Genomic DNA, 19,125 nt, shown 5'->3' with positions numbered 1-19,125 from the left:
TAAATTGCAGTATAAAGTATGAAGTATCGTATCAAGTATGAAGAAATGTCTGAATCTCAAGAAATGAGAGTCAGATATGAGTGTTTTTTATAGCGTTTTTCGGTTATGTACAATACACTTTGCTACGGGAAAAGGGCTAGGGATTAGAGTAGTGTATTCCATCTACATGAAAATCGCTATATTTCATCCTGCATATCCTTCATTCTTTAAGTAAATATTCCGGGTTGCTGATTGATCTTAGTCAATTGGTTTCTGGAAAAATCAGTAGCCCTAGCGATGCGAATTCCTTGGGGCGTAATATGTGCCACCTCTGGGGAAAACTGCATCGGCGATTTTTCTGGTGCCCTAGCTACAGCATCTGCAATCCGCAATTGGGTTGGTTCCATTTGCAAGGCCATAATCAGACACTCGCTATTACCTCCGGCACCAGCATGAGCAATTCCCCGTAGACGACCCCAGACGATAATATCTCCATCTGCAATTACAATACCACCTGGATTTAAATCTCCCAAGAGAATTACTGTGCCAGGATGACGAATTTCTACTCCAGAGCGTACAGTCATTTCCAAATAAAGGGCATCTGCCTGGGGTATGGCTGTAGCTTTTGGTTCTGTATTCAGGGAAGTTACGGGTTGTAGTTGCTCTACAGAATAACCAGATGTGACAGCAGCGATCGCAGTTTGCCGCCGACTAGTGGAGACGGATATTAATCGCAGTTGAACTTCACTTAAAGCTTCGGCGAGTTCTTGCAGTTGTCTGGCATCTACTAAGCGGTCTTGTGCCATGAGATGCACAGGTGTGTTGGATATGCGAAAGCGATCGCCAGCGTTCAGGCGCTGTCTGGTTTGTTGCCAAATATCAGACCAGCTAAGTTCTGAAGCAGGTACTTGAGATTCTGGAGGTAGAATTAATAACAGTCGTCCCCCTTCACTTTTCAGCTGGACTTGAATATTCTGATTGACCCGATTTCCTGGTAATGGTAAGTCACTACTATTTAAATCAGTCAGGATAGAGTTTGCGGAATTTGACTCTACATCCGGTTTAGCAGGAGTTGACTCTACATCGGCAAGCTCAGTATTTGATTTTAAATAGAGCAGCACAGAATTTAACTCAGCGTCCGGGAGGATAGAATCTGATTCTAGATCGGAAACAATAGAATTTCCCTCTACCTGGGAATGAATAGAGTTTGGTTCTGCATTAGGAGGTGCAGAATTTGACTTTACATTGGGTAATGCGGAATCAGAAGTCATGCGGTACTAGCCAAAAGACAAGGGACACACCGAATAATTACCAATATTAGATCACTTGCAAAATGCAGCAACATCCTTATAACATTTTGGATTTGAGATTTTCGATTGTGTACTGCTAGGTTGAAGCAAGCTACACGTAGCACCTGGAAAAAAAAGGCTGATTACATAAGCTTTTGGGTGCTTTCTCTGTCGTAATCATTCTTCTAATTTTGGACTTTGGACAAAAAAGGCCTGAGTAGTTCAAAATTATCATTATCTTCATTCAGCACTTAAAGCTGTTTTAGTCAACCGTTGATAAATCGTTCCCAAAGCATCAGCATTACCGACATTACCGGGAAACAACACCACAGGCAAATCAGGAAACTGGGGGTGATCCGATGGTGTCAGCACCATTGAACAACCAGGTAAAATTTGACCGAGTAAGCGGGCTGAATTTAAAGCTAGTCCAGTACTCAAGACATCGTTTGAGGTAATACCACCCTTGCTGATTAAGAATCCGATATCAGATGGTAAACCGCGCACAATATCCATTAATAAAGCTGAAACCGTCGCCCCAAACTCCAATCTTGTCTCTATATCCTTAAAACTCAATTCCTGACGGCTAGTATAAATCACTGGTGTTTTACCAGCCTCGTGTACTAACCGTGTACTTTCCTGAATTTCCCTTAGGAGTGTAGCAGATTGATTTGTTTGATCGTCAAGTAGTCGCGCCACATTGACTTCAATTCCCACAGTTCCCTCTACTTGCAATAGCGCCTCTAACTGTTGAGTAGTTTTTTTCACATGGGAACCAACAATCACCGCACCTGGTTTGCCTTGGCGCACATACTGTGCCATGTTTTGGGCAGCGATGGGTTGGGGAGGTAAAGCGGCTAAAGCCGTTAAAATACTGGCAGCACTGCGAAATAAAAAGCGTTTACCTTGACTTGCCGCGGTTAGTATGTCAATTGCAAAGCGGTTGAGGTCGGCTTGAGTTTCGCCATCGACGACAGCACACTGATTATGACTCAGTTTGAGCAAGCGTTCCAGACTACCAGCGCGAATATCAGCTAGAAGGAACCTTTCTACTGCTTCAGCCGGAATTTGTCCTTGGGTTTTTTCTTCGACGTACTTGGGTAAGTAACTGTGATGATAGCTGAAGACTGAATCACGGGCAAATTCGGTTTCATGGACTGGGGTGGGTACACCATCAATGATTAAATAATGCACACTGTCGCGGGTAATGCGTCCGCCCTCAAAAAATGCAGGTACAAGAAAATGAGCATCAAAAGGGCCGAGTTCTTGAGCGATCGCATCTGTTTCAATGGGATAATGTCCGCGCAAGGTAGAATCAGAACGACTGACAATCAGAAAATCGTCAATTCCTTCAGCCTCCAAAGCAACTTTCAGATTTTGGCAAACTTCTTTGGTGACAGATGCAGCAGACTCTGGGGTTAAGGATCTAGTATTAGTCAACACAAAGAAAATCGGTGAATCATCCTGTAACCCACTGCGTAGAGTGTTCACATCCCAGTGCATTAGCAGTAAACAGCTGTGGACTGTTTGAGAACCTGTAGGATCGTCATCTAGGACAATTATTTTGGGTTTGTTGATCATTCAATTTTGGATTTTAGATTTTGGATTTTAGATTGACTCTACTATTCAACTCAAAGGCTGTATCATCGAGGAATCATTGGTTAATTGGGCAATTGTTTTTCAGAAAAATAGCAGATGAAGCATAGTTTAGGGCAAAAGCTAAGAATTTCTTTGCCTATTGCCTGCCATACATCCGCAAGTAAAAAGTCAATTCAACTTTTGTGCAATTTTCGGATTTCTGCTTGCACATCGATCGCAATCTGCAATGACTGATTTAAAAGTTGAGCGTATTCACCTGCTTGACTACTAACTTGTAAAGCTTGGAGACTGGCTAAATTATTGACAAATAACTCTTGGTTGTTAGCAAGCAATTTTCTATTATCTCGCAAAATTCGTTCCGTTTTCAGAGCGCGGACTAAATCTTCTCGAATCAGTTGCAGGGCGGCGGTGACTTGATCTCGGTCATGGATACTGCTTTCTACGTTCCCTGATGCTGCCAATTGGTCATTGATATCTATGGCGCTAATCAGGTCATGATATTTATCAACTTCATCTAAAAGTATTGTCAGTCCTTCAGGAAAGGTCAACTGTCGCCAGAGGGTTCGCCCCACTAATATGGGGATTGGCACTAAAATTAGTAAAAGAATTCCGAATTTAATTGAAGACCCAATTGTTGGCAGAATAATAAACGCATAAATAAAGCCAACGATGATTGGGGTTAGCGCCAGCGTCACCAGCATTTCATTGAGCAAAAATCCTAATCGCTTCTTGCTATCTCGCAAAACAGAGGGTCGAAAAACGTCTTCTGGGTCGAACCCAGTTAAACGTCTCAGTTCTCCCTTGCTAATTTCCAAGCCTATTAAGTCCGGCTGCACGGCTGGATACTCCTATAGAAGCCCAAGTTGCGTATTTATTTTAATCGGGTTTGGTAAAGATATGTTGGTATTTATCCTGGGCACCTTAATGGTAATTTTGAGAAATTTCTTTACTCAGATCCAATTACGCTAAACGCTAGCTCAGTGTGACTCCCACTTTGCCATCATGTAAAGCTAACATTTTCTATGCACCATTTGGAAGTTCCGAGGTAGTATATTTTATAACTGAGGCATCATTGGCGATCGCCAAAGTACATCTGATTCCCTATTGTCCTACACTTGGGTAGCAGTACCGTGGTGGGCATGTTGGTTAGCATTATTCAGTCCAGCAAAATATTGTAAGTTAATATCTCACTCCCTTTTGTTGTGGTGTGGAGCAAAATGGATATAGGTTTGAGATTAGTCAGCGACAAAAACGGGAAATACCCCTATGACAGCACTTACATTAAATCTTAATTCTGTAATTAAACTCACAAGAGAGCAGTTTTATCAATTGTGTGAAGAAAACCCAGATTTAAAATTAGAACGCAACGCCCAAGGAGAATTAATTCTAATGCCACCGACGGGAGGAGAAACCGGGAGAAGTAATGTTAATTTAATTCTTCAAGTAGCATCATGGAATGAACAAAATCAACTTGGCGAAGTTTTTGATTCATCAACTGGATTTACTTTACCAAATGGTGCTGACCGTTCTCCTGATGTTTCTTGGATGGAAAAATCCCGTTGGGAGGCTTTGACTAAAGAACAAAGAGAAAAATTTATTCCTCTATGTCCTGATTTTGTAATTGAAATTATGTCACCATCTGATACTTTGAAAAAAGTTCAAGACAAAATGAATGAGTATAAATCAAATGGGTGTCGATTGGGTTGGTTGCTCAATCGAAAAAAAAAGGAAGTAGAAATTTATCGTCCAGGACAAGAAGTAGAAGTTTTAAAATTACCTCAAAATCTTTCTGGTGAGAATGTTTTACCTGGATTTGTACTGAATCTGCAAAAAATTTGGGGGTAAGGCGATCTATCAGAAGAAAAACTGCTTTATCCATGTAGCTACATTGAGTAAAAATAATTTCCAAGCGATGCCTACGGTCTTCGCGGAGCGTCTTGTTGGCGTAGCCTCTCGTAGAGAAGACATCAAACCTATCGCTGAATATAATTCATCTTGCCAATTTTGTTTTGCTCTAGTAAAAATTTCATCTATACTCTGATCTTGATATATTGTTCTAGAGATTTCTACATAATCAGTAGGATTTTTGTGTAACAATGTCAAAAATCGCATAGCTGCTGTTGAACCAAGATATTTATATAGTGCATTGATACCTTTTACTCTAATTTCTGTATCATCTATTTCTAAAATGTAAGGTTTTAAGCTAGGACTATCTTTGAGTCGCTCCTTAATCTCTCTACGGAATGTCCTGATTTCCCCTTTCCAATGCCCTTGATTTCGCTCCCGTTCCCCATTCCAATATATGAGCTTAAGCAGATGTTCAAAAAGTCGAATCAACAGACTTTTCACCGCTCGCTTCTCGCTCCTACCCATAGTTTCTAATTCTTCTAACAAATTCTCTAAATCCACAGATAAAAACTGTCCAGCACGAAGTTGATTGATAGTCATCCTCAGCCACAGGTAATAATCTTGGTCGTATAAAGTCTGAGTTTTTGGTTCTATTTGTATCACCATACACTTGTTAAACTCCTATTATTTGTTGTATCAGACATTAATCAATACACAAGACTTACCCAAGACATGACCGAAAACCTTATTCTTGCGTAATTCATGTAGACGCAAAGCGGTTTCCCGCAGGAAAAGGTTTTGCGCCTTGATTGTGCAGTTGTTGATTACCTTCTGAGATAGTGGCGTGCAAGCGTACAAAAACTGGGATATCTTTGAGTCGGGAAAGGGCTTCCACTACACCAGCCCAAGTACCACCTTTGCCAAAAGAAGAACTGACTACAAGAGCATAATCCGCTAAAGCATAAATATATTTGTTTCTGGCAAGTTATGTAAACACTGAATTTTGAACATAGAAGATACCACGACGCGATCGCAATTTCCGCAAATCCTAAGCAGTTCTACATCGCAAATGCGTGTATATTGTGGAAAGTGTGATGTCAACTCCTCTCAGCAGTCAAAAAACTGACAAACAATGCAAAAGCTAAAATTACTGACATACACATCAAAACTATTGTTAAAATCCAGATAATTTTAAGTTAGAATTACTACCCGACTCCTATGAGAGAAACTGTCCTAGAGGTTCGCAATCTCCAAGTTGAATTTCCCGGTGATGGCAATATCGTCAGAGCTTTGGATGGTATTTCCTTTGAATTGCGTCGAGGTGAGACTCTAGGAATCGTAGGAGAGTCGGGAAGCGGAAAATCAGTCACATCCTTAGCTGTGATGGGTTTGTTGCAGACTCCTGGTAGAGTGGCTGGCGGTGAAATCTGGTTTCGCCCTCAAGAGAACGCCAACCCCATCGATTTGGTAAAATTGCCGCCTGAAGAAATGCAGCTACACCGCGGTGGCGACATTGCCATGATTTTTCAAGAACCGATGAGTTCCCTTAATCCGGTTTATAACATTGGGTTTCAGCTTACAGAAGCCATAATGCGGCATCAAAACGTCTCAGCCGCTGAAGCAAAACAAATTGCGATCGCAGGTCTGCAAGAAGTAAAACTTTTACCTAGCGATGAAGAGATCCAACAGCAGTATATCGAAACTTGGCATCAAACTGACAGCAATTCATCGAAACCAGATACGCCAAAATTAGCACAGTTGGTTAAAGAACACAAAGAAGCCATGCTGGAACGCTACCCTCATCAACTTTCTGGCGGTCAGTTGCAACGGGTGATGATTGCAATGGCAATTTCTTGCAACCCATTAATATTAATTGCCGATGAACCAACCACAGCCTTAGATGTGACGGTACAAGCGACTATTTTGGAATTGTTACGAGAATTGCAGCAAAGTCGTGACATGGCAATGATTTTCATCACCCACGACTTGGGGCTAATTTCCGAAATTGCTGACCAAGTAGCGGTAATGTATAAAGGCAAAGTTGTCGAATCTGGTGCTTCCGAACAAATTTTTAGCAATCCCCAACATCCATATACTAAAGGCTTGATAGCCTGTCGCCCCACACTTGACCGCCGTCCCCAAAAATTACTCACCGTTTCCGACTACATGAGTGCCCAAGAAACACCAACGGGACAAGTAGTAATTCAGGCGAAAGAACCCGCACAACCTCCACAAGTTACTAGCCAAGAAATTGCTGCAAGATTGGCAAACTTAAACGAGAAGCAACCCCTATTGGAAATTCGCAACTTGAAAGTTGGTTTTCCAGTCCGTGGGGTATTTGGTGGTACAAAACGTTACAGTATGGCAGTTAATGGCGTTTCCTTTGATGTCAAACCAGGGGAAACAGTGGGATTAGTTGGAGAATCTGGTTGTGGTAAAACTACCCTTGGTAGAACCTTGCTGCGATTAATTGAACCAATGAGTGGTCAAATTATCTTTGAAAAACAAGATATTACTCGCCTCAAAGGAGAACCGTTGCAAAAACTCCGCCGGGAAATGCAAATAGTCTTCCAAAATCCTTTTAGTTCCCTTGACCCCCGGATGAAAGTCGGGGAGGCGGTGATGGAACCGTTGTTAATCCACTCCGTTGGGAAGACAAAGCAACAACGACGGGAACGCGTAGCCGAACTTTTAGAAAGGGTGGGTTTAAATGCAGATGCGATGAACCGCTACCCTCATCAGTTTTCTGGCGGTCAACGCCAGCGGATTTGTATAGCGCGTTCTTTGGCATTAAATCCCAAATTTATTATTTGCGATGAATCAGTTTCAGCGCTGGATGTGTCAGTGCAGGCGCAAGTGTTAAATCTTCTTAAAGAATTACAGTCAGATTTTCAACTGACTTATATTTTTATTTCTCATGATTTAAGTGTAGTCAAATTCATGAGCGATCGCATTTTAGTCATGAATCGCGGTCAAATTGTCGAAGAAGGCACAGCCGAAAGCATCTACCAAGAACCCAAAGAAGAATACACACAAAAATTAATCGCTGCAATTCCCACTGGAAGTCCCGAACGCGTGCGAAATCGCCAACTAAGGGCGTTATAAGCTCTACCCCATAACATTGCACTGTGACTAGTGGGGGCTGTCCTTAGTCATTAGTCCTTTGTCATTTGTCTTTACAAAGGACCAATGACTAATGACCAATGACTACTTTCAAGGCATTTTTTATTTCTACCTATATATAGATTGACAAATTTGCTGTGACCTTAAATAGATTTAGGAATTTTAATTAGGAAATATTTATTTTAGTGATATCACTGAATATATCCTACATCAGGTAGATGATATATCTGTATTTATTCGGTCATTATCAGTGATGAGAAAAATCATTTGTTACCGTTTTTTCTCTGGTGTCAAATATTTGTGTGTGTAACTACTATAGAACAATCGAAAACCGCGAATATCTATCACTATTTTTACAGTTTTGTATTCCATATCACAAATTAGCAATTGCATCAATATCACCGGATCAAAGGCGTTGGAGGATGTTATAATTACGAAGTATCTAATAAATACGTTTTCCTAATTAATCTTTAAGCAGCGAAAAAATGTGATATCTAATGCTGCTAACAAAGACTCTGCCTATGCAATTAATTAGACAAGACAGATAAAGATTTGAAAATATTAATCGCCAAATCCAAGATGGTATATTTTTGTGTAATTTTGTATTAAAAATGGAATGTATAAAAAAGCTGTTATGACAGTTATAAAACTGGTTTAGCTACTTGAATGCTACACATCCTACAGTTTAAAACTAGCTAAAATAGCATCAAAACTCTCTTAGAGAGTAGACCTACACAGTGATCCGAATAACTTCAATATTGTATGAATTCAAATAGCCCATCTGCCAATTCTGCCGACACATACTCACATCGGTTGGCAGATATTGTGGGAACTGCGATCGCTCTGTTGACTCTTACCTTACCCGTATTTGTCATCGCCCACTATTCTTCAAATGATGTTCAAACTAACCAGCAACCCGCGATCCAAAACCTACAAGGAACTAAAGATTGACAAACAGGACGCAACACCAAGCAATGCGGGTAATGTCTAACACCATTTAACCCAGGCTCGCTTTGTCTGAGTGTTGTAGAGCGCAGATCCATAATACCCTCTTGGAAAAAGCGTTGCGAGGAAACTTCGCAACGCTTTTTCCATTTAGGGGAGTGGGGAGTGGGGAGTGGGGAGTGGGGAATGGGGAGTGGGGGAGTGGGGGAGGCAGGGGAGCAGGGGAGAGTTCAATGTGCCTTGTTCTTTCCTCTCTGCCCCTCTGCCTCTTCCAATGCTCCATGCCCAATGCCCAATCTCTTGGGAAGAGATCCATATTGCCCTAAAATTCTACACGGGGAGCGAAGCTGAGTGCCCCCATAATTCACTGTTATCAGAGGAGTTTTTTGTGGACTTATCTCGTATTCCTGCCCAACCAAAACCAGGCCTAATCAACGTTCTGATTGAAATTACAGGCGGGAGTAAAAATAAATACGAATATGACAAGGAACTAGAAGCTTTTGCTCTAGACCGAGTACTTTATTCGTCGGTAAAATATCCTTATGACTACGGCTTTGTACCCAATACTTTGGCTGATGATGGCGATCCCCTAGATGGGATGGTGATCATTGATGAGCCAACCTTTCCAGGCTGTATTATTGCCGCACGGCCAATCGGCTTTTTAGAGATGATTGACGGGGGCGATCGCGATGAAAAAATTCTTTGTGTTCCAGACAAAGATCCGCGGTACGCTCAAGTAAAATCCCTGAAAGACGTAGCACCACACCGCTTGGATGAAATTGCTGAATTTTTCCGTAGTTATAAAAATTTGGAAAAAAAGGTGACTGAAATTCTCGGTTGGCAAGATGTAGATAAGGTTGCAGCTTTAGTAGAAAAATCCGTCAAAGCTTATAAAGGATAATAGAAGAGTTAAGAGTTAAGAGTTAGGAGTTAAGAGTTAAGAGTTAAGAGTTATGAATTTTTATTCCTCACTCCTCACTCCTCACTCCTAACTTTTTGTAACTTTCGCTTGTTACGGATCGTAAAAACTGCCACCAACCCCAAACCAAAATGCAGCGTACTCTCCTTTTGGCAAAAATTCATAACTGCACCCTCACAGGGGCAAATATCAACTATGTGGGTAGTATCAGTATCGATCGCATCCTGCTGGAAAAAGCTGGCATCTTACCCTATGAGCAAGTGCAAGTAGTGAATAGTGCCAATGGCCAGCGCTTTATTACTTATGCAATCCCGGCTCCAGCACATTCGGGAGTCATTGAGTTAAATGGGGCTGCGGCACGTCTAGGCATTATTGGCGATCGCTTGATTATAATGACTTACGGGCAGTTCACTCCAGAAGAGTTAAAAAGCTACTCTCCTACAGTAGTCATTGTGGACGAAAACAACAGCCTCTTAGAAGTGCGCCGCTACGATGACCTGCTCACCAAGGTCTAATTTCAAAGAAAATGTCAAATTTTGAGTTGTCGGGTTCCCAGAGTAATATACCTGAAAAATCAACTAGCCTGCTCAGTAGTCCAGCCGGTCAGTTTCTAGTGCAATTCTGGGGTGTAAGGGGTTTGATTGCCACTCCCAGCGATAGCACCAGCCGTTATGGCGGTAACACCGCTTGTGTAGAAATGCACGTAGCCGGGAAACGCTTGATTTTTGATGGCGGTACTGGCTTACGCATACTGGGTAAAGCTTGGCAAGAAGTGCAGCAGTCACTAGAAGCCCATTTATTTTTTACTAATTCTCAATCAAACCGTATTCAAGGGTTTCCCTTTTTTGCGCCCGCATTTATTGCTGAAAATCGCTTCCACATTTACGGCACAGCTGCCTCAAATGGAGCCTCAATTAAACAATGTCTGTGCGATCAGATGCTCCAGCCACACTTTCCTTATCCTTTGCAGGTAATGCAGTCGGAATTACAGTTTTACAATCTCACTCCAGACAGTGACGTAAAGCTAGATGATGTCATTATTACAACTGCATTAATCAATCAAACTCAGCGGTCAGTTGGCTACCGAGTTAGTTGGCAGGAATATAGTGTCGCCTACGTCACAGATTTGCACCAAAATGCAGAGCAAGTAGAACAAGAGCGGATTTTAAAGTTCGTTCAAGGTGTTGACTTGTTGATTGCCAATGCCACCTACACTCCTCCAACATCTCACAACCATGACTCTGCTGATTTACTTTGGCAAGTAGCAGTCAATGTGGCTCTGAGCGCTGGCGTCGGACGGTTAGTCATTTCTCATCACCACCCAGACGATCATGATGATTTTCTTGACAAAGTTCAAGCCGATGTGAAATCTGCCTTTTCTCAAGCTTTATTAGCCCATGAAGGTCTAGTATTGGTCATTAGTAAATGATTTAGAGTTTTTGGTGCAGCATCCCGAAAAAGGGGCAGGGGCACAGCCATGTTTCCTACAATTATCTGCACCTCACAAAGTTGCAATTTGCTGTATATATGAACATGCACAGAGTAAAGCCCCTTTATCTAGCAAGATAAAGGGGTTTATTCTATGAAGCTTAGAGAAAATTGGTATGAATATGCTACCTATTTTCTAAGTACAACTTAGGGGTATATAGGGATAAGGAGGCGAAAAATATTCCACGCCGACTAAATAGCTTTCGTCATCCTTGTCTTTAGTATAAAAGGGAAATTCTCCACCCTCATCTTTAGCCTGAGACCATTTTGTAATATTTTCAGGACAGAGATTAATCTCAGAAGGTATGGGAGGATAGGGAATAATAGCTTCATAAGCAACAGAAGACTTTCCTGGGTCTACTTTTAGCTCTTTTATCTCCCCTTTAAACTTATCCCAAGTTACCTCTAATCCATACTTAATAACTATTTCACCCGTACTCAAAATAGGTTGAGAAATTTGATGGTAGTACGTTTGTCCATCTTTGGTGATCTCATAATATGCTTGGCCTGCCATCAAGAGACTTAAAGTAATTCCTTGCCAACCTTTACTACTAGGCAAAATCAAAAACCTGGTTTTTGCACTAAATTTTTGACTATTTAGTGGATAATAAATGTCAAGGTTCTTTGGTAGAAGATTGTCTGGAGAAGATTGTTGATCAAAAAAGAAAATTTCTCTGGCTATGAGACCATCTAAAATATCAGAGTCAATCTCATCCCATTTACCATTAACGAAGTCACACCACAGGTCACTGGCTTTGGCTTCTAAGTAGCAATGCCACGTTTTGGCAATTAGTTGGGATATTTTGCGGGTATGCAGTAGAGTTCGGATTGGATCGTAAAAATTATTGGTTTCTATCGAGTTATTTTTTGAAGACTCATCTGGAAATAAAGCATTCAGAAAACCTTTGGGAAAAACTACTCCAGGAGAAGGTAGATAGGAAGCTATATTTTTATGATTAACATCCTCTTCATCTGAAATATAACCTATGAGATTTTTTTGGGTTTTTTCGTCAAGCAGATATTCTTTAAATTTTCCTCTTTTTTGAGCTACTATTGTTGTTTCTAAATATTGTCCTTCAGTTTTCTTTTTACGAGGAGCAATTAAGAGAATTTGATAATATGTATCATCATCATACCACTGCCCTGATTGTAGTGGATCTGTAGCTTTCAAGCCTATTGCCATAATGATATTTCCTCTTATTTAGTGTTAACAAACTTTGGAACTTTTCACGCTAAACTATAAAAATTGTGAGGATTATCCCAAACAATCTTTTGCACTATTTTTTGAGATAACTGTGCCTCAAGCTCTAGAACTGTTTTCACAATATTCGGCTGATGATCCATGTGGGGGTAATCAGAGCCGAAGATTAAGTTATCAGCGCCAATGTAGTCGATAATTTCAGGTAAGTAAGGTTCAGTAGGTGCGATCGCAATAAAGCACTGACGGCGAAAATACTCTGAGGGCTTCATTTTGACATTATCTTTAACCTCCCAATATAAATTCTCGTACTCTTCATCTAGTCGCCATAGCCAGTGAGGTAACCAACCACAACCAGACTCTAGAAAACCTACTTTCAAGCGGGGATGACGCTCTAAAACACCCCCTTCAATCAGGGCTAAAAGTGCCATCATCTGTTCCATCGGATGAGAGCAGGCGTGGAGAGCAAAACGAGTATCAAAACGCTCTGCTCCCGTGGTTGCTAACCGACTATGAGTTCCTTCATGAATTCCCACCGCTATGTCCATTTCTTCGCATTCTGTCCAAAATGGCTCATATGCGGGGTGACTCAATATTCTTCCTTTAACTGGGTTGGGGCGTAACAACACAGCCTTCCACCCAAACTCACCTATGCGATGTAATTCTGTCACCATCTCTTCAGATGCGTGAAAATTAATAGCTCCTACACCTTTGAGCCTATCTGGAGCATAGCTGCAAAATTCTTCATATAACCAAGTGTTGTAAGCATGAGTAAAAGCTCCTGCTACTTCCGGTGCCATATCATCAATTGCCCAAAGCCATAACCCATAGGTTGGATAAATGAATGCGATATCAACTCCCATCTGTACCATTGCTTCGATGTGAGATTCAGCATCGTAACCCTTGAAATAAGCATTGGGGTGAGCCTGCATCATCTGCTGATTTCCTTGGTGGCGGACTTGCTGTGAAATCTTCGCAACAATTTCTTCTCCTTGAATTTTCATATCTGCGGAAGGAGCAAAGTGCTTAAATTTTGGTTCTAAATACTTTGCCCACAAAAATGGAGGCTCAATAACATGGGAATCAGCATCAATAATTTGATATCCATTTAACATATAAAAACCTATTATCTGAAGAAATTTTAGATTTTAGATTTTAGATTTTGGATTAAACAATTCAAAACTGTAAACTTCACATTGTGTAAAGTCCCTATTTTCAAATATAGAAATTTATGTTGGTTACAATCTAGAATCTCTTTTTCATAGCCAATGTCTAAGAAAGCACAAACAATGCCCCAACAGGCATGGGTTCAATCCAAAATCCAAAATCCAAAATCTAAAATTGTTTGACTGTAACACTCACATCCACATGGGAAAAGGATTAAGTTTATTTTCTGCTAATGGCTCTTTCACCCATCCCATTTTCACAGGAACGTCATATAATCTTCCTGAACCTAAACGCTTCCACATGTGGCGCATTCCTGGAATTATCACTTTAGCTACTCTCAATCCTACATCGGGACGAGTCTGATCTAAAACGAGCATTTCAAGACCATTTTTTTCAACAATTTGTTGACACAGTTTGATATCTTCTAGCAAATCATGACTGTCAATTTGGGGATAATCTGCATAGACTTTGGCCGCAATTGTGTCATCGGGAATAAGATACGGTTGATTAACTAAAGTTGCAGTTTTCCACCAATGTATTGCTAGGCGATCGCCAGATGCAGGATATTGAGTACTACCATCATCTTTTGCCGATAAAAGATTAGGCAGAATTTGGTTAACTTCAGTCAAAGCTCTACCCAGAGCAACTTTAGCATCAAAATGCGTTCCATAGCCTAATATAATATCTTCTACTTCTCGATTAATTCTGCGAGTAATGGCAGCAAAAGTAGGAATATTAAAATCGCTAGTTAGATCCAACACCCAGAGTTCTCGATCAATGCTCTGGTAATACTGTTTCAATGCTAGAAAATAGGGTTCATTGAAACTGTCTAAATCTACCTGGGGTTTTTGGAGGCGATTATACCACCACAAAGCCACACAATCGCGTTCTACTAATTCCATAAAACCTTGAAGAATAGCTTCTTCAAGAGTATTACCTGCTGCACATCCATTGGAGTCTGCCCAACAATCAGGTTGCAAGGATGCAGGATAGCCATAATAACAATAAGCGGTTGGCAGATATTTAAACTCTTCGTGGGTTAATGACCAAACTGGTGTCCAGTCAATTTCTTTTTCCACATCAAAAGGTTCTGGAACTTTTTGAAACCAGCCATGACATTGAGCATTCCATTCTTCTCGATTTTCGTATTGTTGTTGACTAAAGTTCATACAAATATTTGGATGAATCCCTTGGTCTTTCAGTTGGTGATAACTGGCTTTTTTTCTATTTTCGTATCCCTGAAAAACCCCAGAATATCGCTCAATGGCTTCACAAAAACCACTTGCTTTAGCTTGGAGGTCAGTTTTACCTTTTCCTGAACTTCTACCTCCAACATTTTGGCGTAGGCTAGTTAAATCGTCAATGATACCGAGAAAATGGTGCTTGGCGACATAAGTATGGGTTAAGCTATTGCCTGGTATCTTGGTTAGTTCTCGAACAACCCCCGTAATTGGACTAATCAGATGTTGGTATTTTTTCAGTGTTTCTTCGGGTGAACAAGAACGGTGTCCACCGTCTGCGGTGAATGTTTTTTTGCAGTGTTCCAAAACAACGGGTAAGGGTTGGTTCATCAACCCATTAATCATTTCTCCACAGCTAGGACATTGAGGACGCTTAACGAAGACACGATCTTGGGTTTGTAAAGTGAGGGTATCATAGGTGACTATAGTCTCTGTTAAACGTTTATTTTCTCCTTGAACAATCCACTTGAATACTTCTGTGGCTGCTATTCCTAAAGCGGTTTGTACTGTAGATGCTAAAAACCCTAAAGGAGGAGATAAGGGAGTAGAAATGTTTTGATGTCTTTGAATAAATCCTTGAACCGGTCTATTATCTCGTAAGCGATGTGCTAGACATTGCCAACAAGCGGTTTTTTTACCGTTAAATATTGGTCCTATCCAAAGCATTGTTCCTAAAGGATTGACTAGCATCCAAGGAGATTGAGACTGTAACGCCTGTTGATTGAACTCATCTAAATTTGGGTGGAGATAGTCGTCAGTTAAGACTATTGTGAAATCTCCTGCATCGGCTATTTGAATTTCCAGAGATTTGAGAATGGCAATAAAATCGTCGGCGTGAAGGGAACCGAAGGTTTTTACTGCTACTTTAGTTGATCGTAATCTTTGATGAGCTTCGCTAGGTTTGATATTCAGATAATTGCAGAAGATAGCAAATTGCGTAGGCGTAGCCCATTGTTGATATCCCACTTCATCTTCTTGTTCTATAATATAGCCCTGTTTTTCCATTTGAAACAAACCAGATTGGGCTTTAATACTAATATCAAGAACATTTTTAAAGAAGGAATTATGGTCTGGAAATGATTTTTCATCTGGTAGTAATTCTAATTGAACTTTCTCGATAATTTCGTCAACATCATGATGTCCATCGATTAAAGATGCTAGCAAATAAGAAATGCGATCGCTCAACAAAATTGCATCTCTCTCAGATAGTAAAAATACTTTATCTGGTTGGATTTTATCAACAAAGTAACAATGGTTAAAAATCGGTTTATTCAGCATATTTTTGGGTTGACTAAAAAAACTAACAAAAGCTGCAACAGCAAAAATTATCTCAACTATAGCAGTCCTAAATCATTTGTTCATTATTTGAAATTGTTGCTACTTCCCTGTAGGGCGTGTTTTCAAAGTCTTAGATCCCCCAACCCCCCGATAAATTTGGGGGCAAAGAGTCTCTTAAAGCCCCCCAATTTATCGGGGGATTTAGGGGGATCTAAAAAGTTAGGAGGCTAAACCAGCAGTTTGAAAACATGCCCTAGTTCGTAAGGCTACGGTGTATGCACATCTGTGATAAGCTGTTCCGCATTTAACTTGCATATACTGGGCGGGCGAGACGCCCACCCCACAAGAAATGTACAATTTCAAATTATGCAAACTAGATGTGGTTTAGCTTACCAAACCGAAACCATTGCAAATCCTCCTAAATCCTCCTTTTTAAGGAGGACGAAGAAGAGGTTTTTGCCCCCAATTTATCCGACGAGTGAGGGGATCGAAAGCCTGTAGGGCAACTCTAGAAGATTTGTGTGTACACCGTAGCTTAGTAAGGGGGGACGGCGTTATACCATTTCACTTTAAAGCTGATACACATACCTCGGTAGGGTAGCACAGCTGTGCTACCCTACGTTAAATCTATATCTATCAAGATTTTCGTGAAATGGTATTAGCTGAAGGATGAGTTTTCTGACAACTAATTTAGGACTTTTATACTAATTGGTAAATACTATCTGTTTTTTTTCATCAGAAGAAAGCGATTGAAAGTATTGCCGATATAGTTGAGAGCTAGGTATTGCTTTATTGTTATCTAACTTAATCAGTCCCATACTGTTTAACTTGTAAGCAATAATGGGTTCTAATGGTACAGGTTCACTAGCATTAATCGCATTATAAAGAGCGATCGCTAATTCCGGCTGTTCTTGCAAGATTGTCAAATGTCGCTGCAAGTGATGAGCATAAATTCCACTGGATGTAGGAGCAGTTTTTAGGAGTTGTGCTAGAGTTATTCTCTGAGAACTGAGGTAATAAAGTGCAATGTGTATTAGTGCTGGATGTCCCCCAATTATTGTCATTAATTGCTTTGCTTCTTCACCATCAGACCACTTCAAACTATAACGTTGAGCTAATTCCTGCACTTGATCTAAATTAAAATCCGGTAACTGAATTGGTAACCCAATATTGAAAGGAGATTGCTGAAGTTGTAAAGGAACATAAATTTCCGTTGAATGCACCACAATCAAGCGTAGCTTTTGCCAAATTTTGCATCTTTTAGCTTCTTCAAACCACGAACGCAACAGGGGAAAAAAATCTTTTGCTACTCCTGGATGCTCAAAAGTATAATTGACTTCATCTAGTGCTAAAACCAGGGAAGTATCAATTTGATTTAGTACATAGTTTCGCAAATAAAAAGTACAACTCAGTTTGCTACCAAAATCTTTATTCCAATAGTCATCTAGTTTTTGCTCCATTTGAAGCTGTTGAGTAATATTGGCACATAGCCACCGCAAAAATAGATTGGCATCACTGAGAATTGTCTGATCGACTTGCTCAAGGTTCAACCTAACTGTCCGATATCCCATACGTTCTGCGTAATCTAAAATCCTCAGCATTAATGAAGTTTTGCCCATTTCCCTTGGAGCTTTAATCCGTACTAATGCTCCTAGTTTTGTAATCTCTGCATAAACCGATTTCTGAATATTAGGATGTTCAATGTAAAAGGGAGAGTTAAGAGGAACTGAACCACTGGGATAACAAGGAAGTGCATCTTGCTGTATACCAAGATCAAACTCTGGAGAATTTAGTTTAATTGACTTTGCTGGGGGTGTAGCTTGTTCTGCTATGTAAGATTCCAGCACCACCCGACAATTTTTTTTGTTAACACGCCTGCCAAAAAGCAAAGAAAGTTTTTGGTACAATCGTGGAGCAACAACATTGGTAATATAACCGCAGCTATATCTTTCTTCTTGAGCTATTGCCTCATAGGTCTTGTTCTCACATATACCCTGCAAAACTAGAATTTCTGTGGAATGTAGAGGGTCTTCTTTGATTTCCACTAGCTTGCGATTAAGAATATCAAGGATAAAATCTATTGCCATAAAAATTCAAACATCACTTTCTTTCTAGAAAAGCAGAATTTGGAAAATCGATCCTCTCAAATGAGACACCCAACAAAAGGTTAATCATGCTTATTTTTGTAGTAATTATGAGTATTAAAAACTAAAAATTTTATCTGTAAATCAGGAAAAATACTAATTCAAAAATAGAAATTTTATTGTCTATATCATTTTTATTAGTAGAGAGAATTTTACAAATTTAAGTTGTTAACTTTTGAATTTTTCCCAGATATTTTTACCAAGCTGAGATTCTCCAAATTTGCAGAATATTATTTATTTTTAAAATGATACCTTTTTTTATCACTTATTATGTTTAATATACTTTAAATTAACATATATTAATCTAAATATAGACTAATTTGATAACTTTATTTAAAATCAAAAAATATCTAAGTCCTAATTAACAAAGCTTTGAATCATTCTGGGATAATAAACTTTGTTCTTAACAAAAATTAAAAATTTTGAAATATGCAAGCTTTCAACATTCTAGGGCATTTTTATTTATTTAGAGAATAGAAACTCTTCAGAGCATATGTGTAGTATCAGGTTGGATTGAAGACTTATAATTATGGCTGACCCTGGGACATTCTGACTCATATCAGGATAGACCGCTAGGTGTTGACGCTCATCAGGGATTAAAGAAACGATTTTGTTATTTTTAGAAGCAGCTGACGAAAAGCGATCGCTCAAAATTATACGTCCATCAAAGAATAAATAAGAGCAGATGATTTTGGCGATTGGCAGGAGGCAACCCAATATTGCATGTAAAGGCTCCATCGTGGGCGCACAAACCCCCACGAATCAAACACCTTCTTTCCCCACTCTCCACCAAGAGTGTTTCATCATAGCAGATGCACTAACGGCGCACCACCCGCTATGAATCAAACAAATACCTTGTTTCCCACTCCCTACTCCCCACTCCCCACTCCCCACTCCCCACTCCCCACTA

General features: G+C 40.1%; 13 protein-coding genes and 2 pseudogenes. 6 read left to right on the top strand and 9 right to left on the bottom strand.

Annotated elements, in window-relative coordinates:
- Window positions 1-206: 206 nt before the first annotated feature.
- The 3 genes from minC to IQ276_RS16555 all read right to left on the bottom strand — a co-directional run bounded on the left by minC (window position 207) and on the right by IQ276_RS16555 (window position 3,700).
- Complete coding sequence (gene minC, locus IQ276_RS16565) at window positions 207-1,250, bottom strand: septum site-determining protein MinC (RefSeq protein ID WP_193915196.1); 1,044 nt, start codon at window positions 1,248-1,250, stop codon at window positions 207-209.
- A 258-nt stretch (window positions 1,251-1,508) separates the two neighbouring features.
- Window positions 1,509-2,846 (bottom strand): four-carbon acid sugar kinase family protein, encoded by a 1,338-nt coding sequence (locus IQ276_RS16560; protein WP_193915194.1) that lies wholly within the window; start codon window positions 2,844-2,846, stop codon window positions 1,509-1,511.
- 191 nt (window positions 2,847-3,037) lie between these two features.
- The gene (locus IQ276_RS16555) at window positions 3,038-3,700 is read right to left on the bottom strand and encodes a hypothetical protein (RefSeq protein WP_190880506.1); all 663 of its coding nucleotides are present in this window, start codon (window positions 3,698-3,700) and stop codon (window positions 3,038-3,040) included.
- Between the two features lie 430 nt (window positions 3,701-4,130).
- Here IQ276_RS16555 and IQ276_RS16550 point away from each other — a divergent pair, with 430 nt between their 5' ends.
- Window positions 4,131-4,709 (top strand): Uma2 family endonuclease, encoded by a 579-nt coding sequence (locus tag IQ276_RS16550; RefSeq protein ID WP_193915192.1) that lies wholly within the window; start codon window positions 4,131-4,133, stop codon window positions 4,707-4,709.
- 327 nt (window positions 4,710-5,036) lie between these two features.
- Here IQ276_RS16550 and IQ276_RS16545 read toward each other — a convergent pair.
- A pseudogene (locus IQ276_RS16545) lies at window positions 5,037-5,378 on the bottom strand (DUF29 domain-containing protein); the annotation flags it as partial.
- A 94-nt stretch (window positions 5,379-5,472) separates the two neighbouring features.
- Window positions 5,473-5,682, bottom strand: a pseudogene (locus IQ276_RS41385) (hypothetical protein); the annotation flags it as partial.
- Between the two features lie 248 nt (window positions 5,683-5,930).
- On the opposite strand from IQ276_RS41385, the gene IQ276_RS16540 reads away from it, so the two are divergent.
- The 5 genes from IQ276_RS16540 to IQ276_RS16520 all read left to right on the top strand — a co-directional run bounded on the left by IQ276_RS16540 (window position 5,931) and on the right by IQ276_RS16520 (window position 11,128).
- Complete coding sequence (locus tag IQ276_RS16540; protein WP_193915190.1) at window positions 5,931-7,817, top strand: ABC transporter ATP-binding protein; 1,887 nt, start codon at window positions 5,931-5,933, stop codon at window positions 7,815-7,817.
- Window positions 7,818-8,597: 780 nt separating this feature from the next.
- Window positions 8,598-8,786 carry a TLTLP motif-containing protein gene (locus tag IQ276_RS16535; protein WP_190880518.1) on the top strand — a complete coding sequence of 63 codons (189 nt, stop codon included), beginning with the start codon at window positions 8,598-8,600 and terminating at the stop codon, window positions 8,784-8,786.
- Between the two features lie 382 nt (window positions 8,787-9,168).
- Window positions 9,169-9,681, top strand: a complete 513-nt coding sequence (locus tag IQ276_RS16530) for an inorganic diphosphatase (protein WP_190880520.1) — start codon at window positions 9,169-9,171, stop codon at window positions 9,679-9,681.
- 149 nt (window positions 9,682-9,830) lie between these two features.
- Complete coding sequence (gene panD, locus IQ276_RS16525; RefSeq protein ID WP_190880522.1) at window positions 9,831-10,214, top strand: aspartate 1-decarboxylase; 384 nt, start codon at window positions 9,831-9,833, stop codon at window positions 10,212-10,214.
- An 11-nt stretch (window positions 10,215-10,225) separates the two neighbouring features.
- Window positions 10,226-11,128 carry an MBL fold metallo-hydrolase gene (locus IQ276_RS16520; RefSeq protein WP_193919148.1) on the top strand — a complete coding sequence of 301 codons (903 nt, stop codon included), beginning with the start codon at window positions 10,226-10,228 and terminating at the stop codon, window positions 11,126-11,128.
- A gap of 195 nt (window positions 11,129-11,323) precedes the next feature.
- On the opposite strand, the gene IQ276_RS16515 is transcribed toward IQ276_RS16520, so the two are convergent.
- The 4 genes from IQ276_RS16515 to IQ276_RS16500 all read right to left on the bottom strand — a co-directional run bounded on the left by IQ276_RS16515 (window position 11,324) and on the right by IQ276_RS16500 (window position 18,158).
- Window positions 11,324-12,370: a hypothetical protein gene (locus IQ276_RS16515; RefSeq protein WP_193919150.1), complete on the bottom strand. Its 1,047-nt coding sequence runs from the start codon at window positions 12,368-12,370 to the stop codon at window positions 11,324-11,326.
- A gap of 44 nt (window positions 12,371-12,414) precedes the next feature.
- Window positions 12,415-13,500 (bottom strand): amidohydrolase family protein, encoded by a 1,086-nt coding sequence (locus tag IQ276_RS16510; protein WP_193919152.1) that lies wholly within the window; start codon window positions 13,498-13,500, stop codon window positions 12,415-12,417.
- Window positions 13,501-13,743: 243 nt separating this feature from the next.
- A complete protein-coding gene (locus IQ276_RS16505; RefSeq protein WP_193919155.1) occupies window positions 13,744-16,071 on the bottom strand; it encodes a TOMM precursor leader peptide-binding protein in 2,328 nt (775 codons plus the stop codon).
- Between the two features lie 704 nt (window positions 16,072-16,775).
- Window positions 16,776-18,158, bottom strand: coding sequence for an AAA-like domain-containing protein (locus IQ276_RS16500; protein ID WP_193919157.1), 1,383 nt, complete (start codon window positions 18,156-18,158; stop codon window positions 16,776-16,778).
- Between the last annotated feature and the right edge of the window lie 967 nt (window positions 18,159-19,125).

The sequence above is a fragment of the Desmonostoc muscorum LEGE 12446 genome (assembly GCF_015207005.2).
In the GTDB taxonomy this organism is placed as follows: Bacteria; Cyanobacteriota; Cyanobacteriia; order Cyanobacteriales; family Nostocaceae; genus Nostoc; species Nostoc muscorum.
The sequence above is the reverse complement of the archived record's forward strand: the minus strand, read 5'-3'. Positions and strand labels throughout refer to the sequence as shown.

Coding starts and splice junctions, on each gene's coding strand:
- IQ276_RS16510 (WP_193919152.1), bottom strand. CDS start 13,500: ATGTTAAATGGATATCAAATTATTGATGCTGATTCCCATGTTATTGAG.
- IQ276_RS16550 (WP_193915192.1), top strand. CDS start 4,131: ATGACAGCACTTACATTAAATCTTAATTCTGTAATTAAACTCACAAGA.
- IQ276_RS16540 (WP_193915190.1), top strand. CDS start 5,931: ATGAGAGAAACTGTCCTAGAGGTTCGCAATCTCCAAGTTGAATTTCCC.
- IQ276_RS16535 (WP_190880518.1), top strand. CDS start 8,598: ATGAATTCAAATAGCCCATCTGCCAATTCTGCCGACACATACTCACAT.
- panD (WP_190880522.1), top strand. CDS start 9,831: ATGCAGCGTACTCTCCTTTTGGCAAAAATTCATAACTGCACCCTCACA.
- IQ276_RS16515 (WP_193919150.1), bottom strand. CDS start 12,370: ATGGCAATAGGCTTGAAAGCTACAGATCCACTACAATCAGGGCAGTGG.
- minC (WP_193915196.1), bottom strand. CDS start 1,250: ATGACTTCTGATTCCGCATTACCCAATGTAAAGTCAAATTCTGCACCT.
- IQ276_RS16505 (WP_193919155.1), bottom strand. CDS start 16,071: ATGCTGAATAAACCGATTTTTAACCATTGTTACTTTGTTGATAAAATC.
- IQ276_RS16500 (WP_193919157.1), bottom strand. CDS start 18,158: ATGGCAATAGATTTTATCCTTGATATTCTTAATCGCAAGCTAGTGGAA.
- IQ276_RS16520 (WP_193919148.1), top strand. CDS start 10,226: ATGTCAAATTTTGAGTTGTCGGGTTCCCAGAGTAATATACCTGAAAAA.
- IQ276_RS16560 (WP_193915194.1), bottom strand. CDS start 2,846: ATGATCAACAAACCCAAAATAATTGTCCTAGATGACGATCCTACAGGT.